This window comes from Zhongshania antarctica (assembly GCF_014202945.1).
GTDB classification, from domain to species: Bacteria; Pseudomonadota; Gammaproteobacteria; order Pseudomonadales; family Spongiibacteraceae; genus Spongiibacter; species Spongiibacter antarcticus.
Window position 1 is genome coordinate 341,548 of the sequence record NZ_JACHHW010000006.1, and the last position, 12,004, is coordinate 353,551.

Annotated in this window: 6 protein-coding genes; 2 read left to right on the forward strand and 4 right to left on the reverse strand. The window is 44.7% G+C overall.

Annotated elements, in window-relative coordinates; genetic code table 11:
* Window positions 1-137: 137 nt before the first annotated feature.
* The 4 genes from HNQ57_RS12745 to HNQ57_RS12760 form a co-directional block, all read right to left on the reverse strand.
* Complete coding sequence (locus tag HNQ57_RS12745; RefSeq protein ID WP_184463519.1) at window positions 138-2,795, reverse strand: DEAD/DEAH box helicase family protein; 2,658 nt, start codon at window positions 2,793-2,795, stop codon at window positions 138-140.
* Entirely contained in the window at window positions 2,788-4,548 is a 1,761-nt protein-coding gene (locus tag HNQ57_RS12750; protein WP_184463521.1) for a site-specific DNA-methyltransferase, read from the reverse strand. Before HNQ57_RS12750 ends, HNQ57_RS12745 begins: the two co-directional genes overlap by 8 nt.
* On the reverse strand, window positions 4,548-7,418 hold the full coding sequence (locus HNQ57_RS12755; RefSeq protein WP_184463523.1) for an ATP-dependent helicase: 2,871 nt from the start codon (window positions 7,416-7,418) through the stop codon (window positions 4,548-4,550). Before HNQ57_RS12755 ends, HNQ57_RS12750 begins: the two co-directional genes overlap by 1 nt.
* A 244-nt stretch (window positions 7,419-7,662) precedes the next feature.
* Window positions 7,663-8,274, reverse strand: coding sequence for a restriction endonuclease subunit S domain-containing protein (locus HNQ57_RS12760; protein ID WP_184463525.1), 612 nt, complete (start codon window positions 8,272-8,274; stop codon window positions 7,663-7,665).
* A gap of 1,002 nt (window positions 8,275-9,276) precedes the next feature.
* Between HNQ57_RS12760 and HNQ57_RS12765 the strand changes: the two genes are divergently transcribed.
* Both HNQ57_RS12765 and HNQ57_RS12770 read left to right on the forward strand, forming a co-directional pair.
* Window positions 9,277-9,984, forward strand: coding sequence for a hypothetical protein (locus HNQ57_RS12765; protein WP_184463527.1), 708 nt, complete (start codon window positions 9,277-9,279; stop codon window positions 9,982-9,984).
* Between the two features lie 2 nt (window positions 9,985-9,986).
* A complete protein-coding gene (locus HNQ57_RS12770; protein ID WP_184463529.1) occupies window positions 9,987-11,963 on the forward strand; it encodes a DDE-type integrase/transposase/recombinase in 1,977 nt (658 codons plus the stop codon).
* Window positions 11,964-12,004 lie beyond the last annotated feature (41 nt).

The following is a 12,004-nucleotide window of genomic DNA, read 5'->3' on the forward strand; positions in this document are numbered from 1 at the left end:
CATCACGGCAATTCTCACTAGAGAGCGACATTTTGTCACTAGTGATGATCCCCAAAGTGAAATTCTCGCACTAAAAAAGGCCGCTGATAGCGGCCTTTTTCCAATAAAATCAAAACATTACCCGAATACAACACTACCTAATTCAAGAAGCCTCGATCAAAAGTGCCATCTTTGGCTTGCATACCCGGAATCATAATATAGCTCATCTCAATGTCGCTAGCCTTAGCAATCATCTCAGCATATTCTTGCTTAGCCTTCACCGTAGGATGGTCAATCATGTTCTCACCCTTTATCTCAACCATCACCAATGAGCCAGACCTATTGCGAATCAAGAAGTCTGGATAATAACTTCTTACTCTATGGGTATCAGGATCTACATATTGAATATAAAACTCTGACTGGCCATGAGTTAGCATCCCGGTAAACCAAATTTTATCGACCTTACCTGAATGCAAAATGTGCCAAAAGAAATCTCGTTCCGGCACTGAATCAAAGCAATAGTTATCTAAATGGAAAGTGTTATCTATGTACTTCTCTACCGAAGGCTCAGTAACACCGACAACCATTTCTTTAGCAGCTCTCATTTCATAATAGCCAGGTGACAATGGTGGCTCTTTAACTAGAGCCACCTCATATTCCTGCTCTTCCTGCTCTGATTCGATATCATAAAGAAGTGCAAATAGACGAGGAATAATATGGTCGTATAAGACCTCGTTAAATTGATTAACTAACTTAAGAATACCCTCAAACCCCTCGTCAGTAGATTTGATTATTTTGTTGATTTGTAAACAAGGCATATTCAAATAACGGGAAATCTCAGCTGTTAGATTGTATTCAGAGAACTCCATGGGCTCCTTAATATAAGATATTTCACTAACAACCTTTGGCCGATTAGTGAATTCATCATGATTAAGGCCCTCCATACGTTGATGCATCACTCTGTAGCTAGACAGATCTAAGCCCTCAAGACCAAGCCTCTCTCCCGCCACAAACGTCTTCTCTTTCACTTTAAAGCTACGCTTGATTCGCTTCAGCTTTATTTTTTCAATCGGTGTTATAGGCCTTACCTGTACAGCAACTTTATCCTTACCAACGGACTGCATTTCATCGGTACTTATTCGAAAATTCGCTTGAAGTTCCTTTTCTAGCAACGCCATATTATCGTTGGTTAAGTACACGTGCCCTGTCTCTTGGGTATCCCCAATAGACCGAAGACATCTCATCGTAGCTTGCAATACAAAAACTTTAGATTTGGGACTACGATATAAAGCCACCGAAAATAGTGAACGACAGTTCCAGCCCTCACGACCTTTGTTTACCAGCAGAATAAATTGTTTTTCGGATTTCACAGAATCAAGCCCGTTAAACGCCCTAATATCGTCATTACTAGTAATACTAGTATCTCCGACATTCACTAATATTTTGTCTGCGGAAATTCCATGCTTGGCCAAGACGGCCTCAACGGCAGGGCGTATTTCCTCCTGAACCTCTTCAATAGTAGTACCAAAAATTGCCATTTTGGGCAGCATCCCCTCAGGGCGCTTCCCAGCCGTTTGCTTTAGAAAGTCTGTAATGGATATGTCCAGGAACTCAAGTTCTTTGGTATTACTATAACCGTTAAGAACCACCTTCTTAAGATAGTTTCTGTCTATGGCCTCTTTAAGACCATAGGCATAAACCACTTCAGGCAAAACATCTCGACCGACATAAGGTGTACCAGTATAGTTATGACATGCAACTAACTGCGAACCCCGTTTCTTTAAACTTAATGCCAGCTCATCTATTGTCTTACGCAAACTATTTTGTGCATTATCCGCCTGAATACCCATGTCTTTGGCTAACTTAGTACCGAAGGCATGATGAGCCTCATCAACAAATATCCCGAGATTTTCTAAGCGGCGTAGCTTTTCAAAGCGTTGATTTGTAACTAATTCGCTTTCTTCCTGCGGCTCATCCTCGTCACCCAATCCACCGAGATTTAACAGCGCAGCCATATCGGCACCGAGACCGTCTTTCTTGTAAATCTCCTTACTCGAAGAAAAAAGCTTATCGATTGCAGCTTGATCGGAATTCTTACGCTTTAAAATAATTTTTTGAGAGTTCGAAACAACGATATTAAATCTTGAGCCATCCAAAGTATTAAGGGAAACACCCGCATCTTCAAGATAATGAAATTTAATTGTAATTGCGTTCAAATACTCAGCGGGAACAACTTTACTATGATCAAACGATTCCAGCTCACGCAACGATTGAAGCACTGTTTTATCCGGTGCAAAAACCAAAGCATTGTGTATGTAGCGCTCGTCCTTAGGGTATTTATTAGCTAACAAAAACTCATAAAAAATACACGTCGCCATCAGAATAGTTTTACCAGTACCCATCGTCAGCGCAAAGATATAATTTGGGTATATACGACCGTTATTGGCCGCTTTCATTTTTTTGAAGATCCCCTTGTACTGATTCTCAGGCAATTCCCAAAACATATCGGCTTGAACATCCCTATCCGGGATAGCCTTTTCACCGAATTTTCCAGATGAGTTATACCAATCATCGAATAGTTGATAAACAGGTTTATTATCGAGAAATTCTTTCAGAAACACATACATCTCGAGCGCTTCGTATTGAGGAACCCTCAAGAAACTGCCAGGCCGCTCTGAATCGTTATAGTCGAGAAATACCTTACTTAGCTTCCTATAATTCTTTTTAATAGCCGCTTTATTGTATTTATAAAAATAATACAAATGCAGGTAAAAGGCATTATTGAGATCAAAGTTTTCCTGGGGTGTATCAGCCATGCTTGATAACCTCCTCATAAGACTCTGACAAAAGGTCAGTAATTTTTACTTTTATAGTTCCTGCGTCCTGAGGAACTAAATAAACCCCTGAGACAAAATCTTTTTTACCAGGAATATCAATAACAGCTGGCTCCATGGCCGCCCCATCATAGTTCCAATCTATAACGATAGAGTCAACCAGTTCTCGCCACTCACTAACGGACTGTTTCTGGAGGCTCAGCTTTTGCATCAGATTCATTGGATAAAAGCTAACAACTTCAAGCTTCCCATCAACAAGTGACAGCTCAGCTTCGGAACTTCGCTTGAATTCAATATTCGACTTATCTCGCAGTATATCTACAACTTTAACATTGATCTTATATCCACATTCCTGCTCAAGATGCGCCTTAATATCTGCCTCATGCCCCATACACACTAGCATCACAGATTCGACCGGCTTATTGGGATTATCTTCCCTCCTCTTCTCAAACACCTTATAGGGAAAGTTAGCTATCAAGTCATTAAGATCCTGCCTAGTAGCAATCCTATTAACCGGCATAACTTTTACCATAAACCCATCTTTTTCCCCATCGTAAACGGTGCCAGAGACCGGCTCGATCTCCAATGCTTCGACCAAAAGGTTCTTAGCTTCTAATGGGTTTCTAAACAACTCATAATTATTGACGTTATACACTTCAAAAGAATCATATATCGCACTTTCCGACAGGCACGTTTGCTTCCGCTCTTCAATCAATCTCTTTGTGGTAGTTTGAATAGCACCTAAATTAATATCAGACCCAATAAACCTTCGACCATTTTTCATCGCTACCGCTTGAGTCGTACCAGACCCCATAAAGCAATCGAAAATCAGATCTCCAGGATTTGAACAATGCTTAATAATTCGTTCCAGCAACTTCTCCGGCTTCTGCGTAGGGTACGCAGTCCGCTCCCGAGCTGCCGGATTTATAATTGACATTTCCCACACATCCGCGAGCGGAGCCCCCTCGGAATCGTCTTCTACCGATGCTGCAGTTCTATTACCTGCTTCATCAAATAAAGCTACTTGCTTCTTCCCTTTCCACCTCTTGAGCGTTCCCTCCGAGGCCTCCTGTGTTTCAATCATATTAAATGTTCTTGAAGAATCTTTTTCCGAGCAATACCATAAAATAGTGTCGTGATTCCGCTGAAAATTATTTGATTTAACAGCCCACTTTCGATAATGCCAAACTATTTCATTAACAAAGGACTCACTTCCAAATATTTCGTCCATCAAGCATTTTAGATGGTGAGACTTATGCCAATCACAATGAAGGAATACACTTCCGTTTTTACAAAGTAACTCTTTAATTAGGACTAAGCGCTCATACATGAATTGAAGATATTCGTCATTTGACCAAATGTCGGAATATTGCTTCTCCTCAAATCCACTTACATCTGAATTTACGTTATGCCCCTTCGACTTAATATTCAGCTTATACTCCGCCTTGGAGTCAAAAGGAGGATCAATATATATAAGATCAATCTTCCCCCTGAAATCTTTAAGAAGATGACTCATTACCTGAAGGTTATCACCCCAGAATATCTTATTTATCCAACCATTCACGTCCTCCCCGTAGACCTCTTTCTTTTGCGCGGGGTAATATTGGGTGGAAGTAAATGGCCTCTTTCCATGCCAATGCAACATTGGATAGCCTTTAATAGGTTCGAACTTATACTTTTCGACACTAGCTAAACCACCGATTTCTTCTAGATTTAACGGATTCTGCTCTGACATTATACGGCTTCCTTAAATTTCCAATTCTTTCTGTCACAATAGGATTTCATATCACAGTCAACACACGTTTTCACTGGGCGCTCTGTAATACTAAAGTCTTTCATCTCAATTCTGTCTACGATATTGTCAAATACCTTAATAGTACTTCCTATGGCCGAGCCATCCTTGTCGAAAGTGATGGTCGGCACCCCGCTCTCCACCCCCGTGAAGTACAAATGCATTTTACTAACCTTGTGGCCAGTGCGCTCTTCGACTAAATGCGCGTAAACTTCTAACTGGCGCTTGTGATGTTTGATTCGCTCAGCATCTTTTTCCATGTCTGGTTTTTTCTCAGACTTAAAATCGACAATTTCAACGGTATTGTTCTCGCCTACGATAAGATCAACACTACCCTTGAGTATGTAATTACCCTTCACTAATGAGATATCGACTTCGCAATCTTTAATGCCTGACCAGTCATCCTGCTTGCGATTCACATAACGCATAACATGCTTTAACGCTGCCACAAGGGTTGAGTCGGCGAGATACACCCGCTCTCTATTTGCTAGGTTCCGGTAATTATCCTGAAACCATCCCTCTATATTCTCTCTGGTTATTAGATGTTCTTCGCTACGTAATGCAGCTTTATGGATATCCTCTAAAGTTTCATGCACTAATGTACCAAACAGCATGGGACTGGCTTTTATTGGCTGAAATTCTAAATCCTTAAAGAACCGGTATTGCTCAGCACAGGTTTCAAATAAGGTGATGTGAGATGTAAACGCATACTCCTTCTTAATATTTACGTCTTTGACCGTATCGAAGTTCAATTCATTGATAGCGTCTTTACGGTCACGCCATGACGGTAAGTCATCGACATACTTCACGAAATGCTTGGATGGTGTTCGTCCACTGCCTAGGCGCTCCTGATCTGTAAGTACCAATAGGTTTTGCGCTCTAGAAAAGGCAGTGTAGTACAGTCGCCAGAAATCAAAGTACTTGGTTGATTCCAATGGCTCAAATGACTCTCGGTTAAGGTAGCCCTGCTCAAGTACTTCATCTAAATCTTTATACTGCTTTCGTGGCGATGCCCCTAACGACCCCACCATTACTACAGGGAATTCTAACCCCTTAGACTGATGAATAGTAAGAAACGATACATGGCCAGAAGGGGCATATTCTGAGGCGTCTTCATACTCGTCTATACCGCCATCCTTAAGGAACTTGAGAAACTGGTTAAACAGGCCCCTTAGGTTGCTTTCAAGATATTTGGGGTTAAGCACACTGATATGGTGAAGATATTCAAATTTAGCCAGTAGCTGCGACATAGTCGCTAAGTTGCGCTGCGCTCTACCGCTTCCCGTTTCGGCATCAAGGTAGTCGGCAAATAGCGGGAATTGTAAAAGCTGGTAAAATAGACCACTGAAGGCATAGTCAGCGTTCTTAGTAAGCCCTAGGTGGCGCCTAGCATAAGCTTGGCACCAATCAAGAAGATCTTTATGCCCCGGTTTCGCAACCTCAGCCATAAAGGGCTTGAGGCAATGCTGGTCATAGTAACCCCATATTGCCAGCTCGACTCCTTCTTTTGGCGCTCGTATAGATCGAAACTGTGGGAACACCAGCATTATCGCGCCAATCATCAACCTAATTTCTTCGCGCTCAAAGAAAAGGTTGGCCCTAGGCGAGTAAACTGCAATCCCTCGCTCTTCTAACCCCTGAGCCAAGGCCTTCACCTTATCGCTCTTTACTGACTTAAAGAGGAAAGCTACCTGATTCCAATCAGTCAGCTTTCCGTCAGTCCTTAAGCTCACGAGCAAGGCATAGACCTCTTCAACCCACTCATCACCCACTTCCGATATTGCTTTAATTACAGTAGGGCCAGACTCAAACTCCTCTTCCCTAGGCTTGATATGCTTGGTGTACCTATATCGCTGGTCATTTACTTCCCATACCTGATCACTCATCCACCTGTTATAAAAGTGAATAATATCAGGGTGAGAGCGGTAATTAGTTACCAACCCTATTTGCTTACACTCATTGTCGTCAAAGTTGTCGGGGAATTGCAAAATATTACGGATAGTAGCGCCACGAAACCGGTACAAGGCCTGATCATCATCACCTACTACGCAGAGATTATGATCGTCACCCATCAATAGCTTGAGGATCATCTCCTGGATTGTATTGGTATCTTGATACTCATCGACCATCAGATACTTAATTCTGCTTTTCAGCGACGCTAAGACTACCGGATGATTGCGCAGTAGATTTAGCGCTTCGAGCTGGATAGTAGAAAAATCGAGGGCATTGCGCTCCTCGAGCTTGAGCAGATAGAGCGCGTAGCATTCACCTAAAGCTATCAGAGCCGTGTCGTCAGATTCGATAAGCCTTTGGTGATCTATAGCTTCCTCAGTGACTTTGTTTATCCATTGCAGCAAGCTCTCAGATTTAGACCATACTGGCGTCTTATCACTGCCTAAAATTTGATCAACATTACTAATGGCGCGAAAGTCATTGAGGTTTTGATATAGAAAGTACTGCTGATCGAACTGATCCATAAGGACAAAGCTACGCTTTAGCCGCGTGTACTCACGATAGTCTTCGATAATTCTCAAGCAAATAGAGTGGAAGGTGCCTAGGAACATCTCGTTGAGATTGAATTCAACACGCAACTCCAACAAACGATTGGATATTCTCGTCGTTAACTCCTGAGCAGCCTTTTCTGTAAAGGTAACAACAAATAAGGCCTCGGGCTCAACACCGTGATTTTGAATCAAATTGATAATTCGCTCGACCAGGGTATATGTCTTACCTGAACCTGGGCCTGCGATTATCAAAAGAGGGCCCTTAACGTGATCAATTGCTTCTTGTTGATGCTTATTAGCTACAGACATACACTTCCTTGTTTTATAGGTTCTGCGAAATAATTATGTAAGGCCTCAAGCTATTCCGACATACCGCTACCCCCCTATTACCCGACGAAAGAATTCCCTAGCGGGCTCACAACCGAAATCAACCCAGTACGAAGCCATTTGATATGGATAAATCGGTTAAATCCACGCGAAATATCTAAGCCGACTATATCCAATTCCGCAAGTAGAGACGAGAACTCCCGCCATTTAATACTGACTTTAAACCCTAGCCACCACGCAGCAACCCCCCAACAGATTCGCGATACATCTCAGCTATTTTAGCTTGCTCCTCCTCTAAATTTATCCGCGCAGCAACATACTCAAACCATAATTCAAGGCAACTTTTCTGCAACTCTGCCGACGGAACAACGACAGAAAGCTCCGAAAGCATCCGCTTATTAACCACAGGCCCAGTCCCCACACCGAGCTTGGACTCAGCTAGCACCTCTTGCGTCTCAGGCAGATTGATAAACCACGCCAAATACGCTGGATTTACATCAGTATCATGCACTTTTAGTTGAAAAAACTGATGATGGCATGCGACTCGCGCATTATCTGGCAAATCGATTTTATCGATGACCGTGGCATGATTCGTTCTGCCATTCATCCGAAAAATTACATCTCCGACCTCAAGCCACCGCGATTTCCCACGCCATTCGAGCCTAGTTTCGATCACTGACGACCAATCAACCTGACAAAATTCGTCAATATTGCGCGGCTGAACCATATAAATACCCGAGCCCGAGTCATCAGGAATCGTCCCCCTAAGGGGATGACCCACCCAAATTGACGCAATATCACCCAATTTTTTGGTAATTTTCACACTTTCCTCAGCCACAGATACCCCCACCAGACGCCTTTGTAAAATTAATTACTGGTATATTAAATCTGATTAGAAGCAAAAGGCGACATAATGATTGACTTTTCTTTCACTTTGTTTATACTGATCCAATCCCAGCACTTTGCTGCAACAATTATTTATTTTTATAAGGTATATGTCATGCGAATACGAAGCTGATTACCCGCCCCTTAATTGCGCTGGCGGTTTTACTCTACGGGTCTTTTAAAACCAAGGAATCGCCAATGTTAAGTTGCACAGCTTCGTACACACATAAATACCGCAATGCATTGCTCAGCTTATTGAGCAAAAATTTTACAGCACAGCCATCTTTCCCCTTTTACGCTACATATACAGCACCAACCCACACCCAGCACCGAATTACCTATCGGCCTTCAGCACAAAATAACTTACGTGTTGAACTTAACCATTTCGTGACGCTAGTATTTTGCGTTAGTGAAAAAATTACCGATAAATTGCGCACGCTGTGCGCCCACGCTACACCATTCCATCTAATGAATTCCCCCCACCAGTTACTCGCCAAATTGGCGACGTTCTGCACTAAAATTTCTGCGTTTCCACACCCCCATTCATACCCTACCAAAACATTCATATCCGGTTTAATAAGCCGAATATCAACGCTCGATATTTAGCCCCATTTAGCGCTAACGATCGACGCCCAAACTATTAATTTATAGTTTAATATCAATAAGTTACGAATTTTCTGCGTTTGACAGCGGATACGCTTGCGCCTATTTTTCCTACTCAATTTATTAAAAAGGAATTGCGACATGAAACTACGAATATGACACAAGCGGAAAAATTACTAACAAGCTAGCGGACGCTTAAGCAAATAGCGTCCTGACCCAGCTTCTCACTAAATTAAAGGACGCTATGATGCCTAAAAAGCCATCTACGGGGCCCACTCGGCCTAAAAAAGCTACACCCGGAACGCGTAAGCGAAACACCAAGAAAGTACCCCGCAAATGTGTACCGCTTGCGATGCTCACACTTGCCCTTAGGGACGTACACCGCACTCCGCCAGCACGCATCCCCTCAACGCATTATGGCGGGCCGCGCCGCTGCCATTTCCCATCAATCAAAACCAAGCTTCTGGATAGCAAGCAACGCCAAGATACCTTCGATCATGCTTACCGCGTTGAAGGACGACTGGAAAGGGCATTTTGCTACCACGCCGATTTTGATCCTGCGATCGAATGCTATTTCCCCCAACCAATCGAAATTGATTTTATGGGTGTTGATGGTCTTTCGACTTACACATCGGATTTCTCGGTTTTTCCACATGATGGCCCGCCATACCTCGTCGAGATCAAGCATAGCGACTTCCTTCTTTGCGAAGATGCGCAGGAGCTGTATCGACAACGTGCCGCCACCATTGAGGAATACACCGGCATTGAGCTGAAATTCCCCACCGAAGAATCGCTTGTAAGGCAGCCGGAGCTTGAAAACCTTGAGTTCATGCACGGCTTCCTCTTCATGCCCATTCACATCCTCAAAGAAAGCTGGAAGGCAGTAAAAAGCCGCCTCAGCAGTTCCGAGCCTACTGCTTTGGGCGAGTTGTACGAAGATTCCGACTTAACACCCGAAACGGTCGCAATGGGCGCCAGCTACGGGCTTTTCATCGGCGAAGCCACCACTTTCCACAACGCGCCTTTCGGGCGTGATCTCACACTTTTCCTGGAGCACTAATTATGACTATGCAACTTACAAAAATGGACGACATCCTTGATGACGGCGAATTCCGCGTCGGAAACCGGTATTACATCAAGGATCAAGGCATGTTTGAAATTGTCAGCATGCCCTCTGCGATCAACGCCGCAGTGCGGCTATGCAAGGTCAATGGTAAGCAACAAATGAACACTGGCCTGCCAATGCTAAGACACATGCTCAATCTAAAACAACTGCTGCCGTCCTCCAGAGGCATCACGCTTAAAGAACTCAACAAAGATGTCGTTGGGCTCAGTCCGCAGGGGTTTTTCGACTTCGAATACAGAGTGAAGATCGTTAAAGCCTTGCTTTCCTTACCCACAGGCAGCCCCAAATCTGTCTCCAAAGACGAAATCAGGCTAATCACTGAAACACATAATCAAGGAGCGGCGGCAAAAGGACTTACCCCACGCAAAGCACCGTCTTACCCGACTGCGCGCAGGTGGGTTCGAACCTACGAGCAACGCGATCTTTTTCAAGATCTTGCAAAAGAAGACCACCGCGCACTTCCACGGAAAAAGCGCCTGAACTCCGAGGCCAATGAAATTTTACACGCCACCATTAAGGACTTTTATGCCCATTGGCTGCAGCCCTCAGCAGAACCTGTGTACTGCGAATATGTACGTCGCTGCGTCGAGGCCCACCCAGAACTTACCGACATTGAACGCAGAAAATTCATTGGCAGTAAAAGCACGTTCTATCGCCGTCTGGCGGCGTGCGATCAGATCACCATCCGCGAAAAGCGCGTAGGACGCTCAAACGCTAGAAAACAAATGAAGTGGGGCGGCCCGACTCAGATTCCGAATTACATTGGTGGTCTGGTCGAAATTGACTCTACGCAAGTAGATGTTTTCGTAAAGCATGAAGATTTCCGGTTTGCCTATCGTCCACACCTGACCGTATTCCTCGACGTCGCAACACGTTGCGTTCTCGCCTGGGATTTTTCACTGTCTCCGCCGTCAGGGTTCAAGTCTGCACGGACTCTGCAAAAGTGTGTGACACGCGACGACTATCTATACCGCGCAATCCCCACGCGCTTTGTGGGTGACCACGGCCCCGAATTCGTCAGCGAGACATTTATTCGGCAATGCATTGTATTGGGTGCCGACCCAGAGTTTGCGAATCCAGATCACCCAGACGGTAAACCCCATGTCGAATCCAAGTTCGCCAGCGCCAATGCCTCTTTTTTCCACCAAGTAGCTGGAAGCACAAAAGGGCTAGACGCGAAAAAGCGGATGAACAAGCCAGAGAAGGAGGCCGTATACACGCTCGAAACCTTAGAGCAGCGATTCATCGCCTATTTGGACATGTATCACCATTCTGTTCACTCAGGGCTGGAGGGCATGACACCCCACCAAATGTGGGTTCAACTTATGCAGGATCCAATCCGCGCTCCACGCACCCTTGCCCCCGAAGACTCTGTGCTCATCGGCTACGAAATTGAACGCCGCGCCGTCCGGAAAGGCCGAGTCAGTATTCACGGCCTCGAATGGTATACCCCCGGCGCCGCAAAACTGGAAGCAGACCTAAAGAAGAGTGGCAGACAGGCCGAAGTCCGCGTCAATCCGTTTGACCTTGGCCGCGTGTTCATTTGCGATCCGAAAGATCCGAGGAACACCCAGCACATCGGGTACGCCGTCAAAGAGAAATACCAAAATGGCCTGACCCTAGAAGACCACAGCGCTATCCGCAAAAACAAGGCTGAGTGGAAAAAAATCTACAACGACGACATCGCACTTGCGATCCGCAAAGCTGATTTTTACCGGATTTTGCGCAATGACGCTGAAGACGGCGTTCTCGATGATCTGCGTGCCAAACAGACCAGTACGGCAATTAGTACACAACGGGCTGCTAAGGCCCTGGCAGCAGCCAAGTCCGTTAACGCACCGCGCAAGTCCAAACAGGCTCCAGAGCCCGAGCTGCCCAGCGACGTTGGCGATCTGAGCGACTACCTCGGATAAACCTTTCCCTAACCCCGCGGAGGGTAACCCTCCGCCTTTTT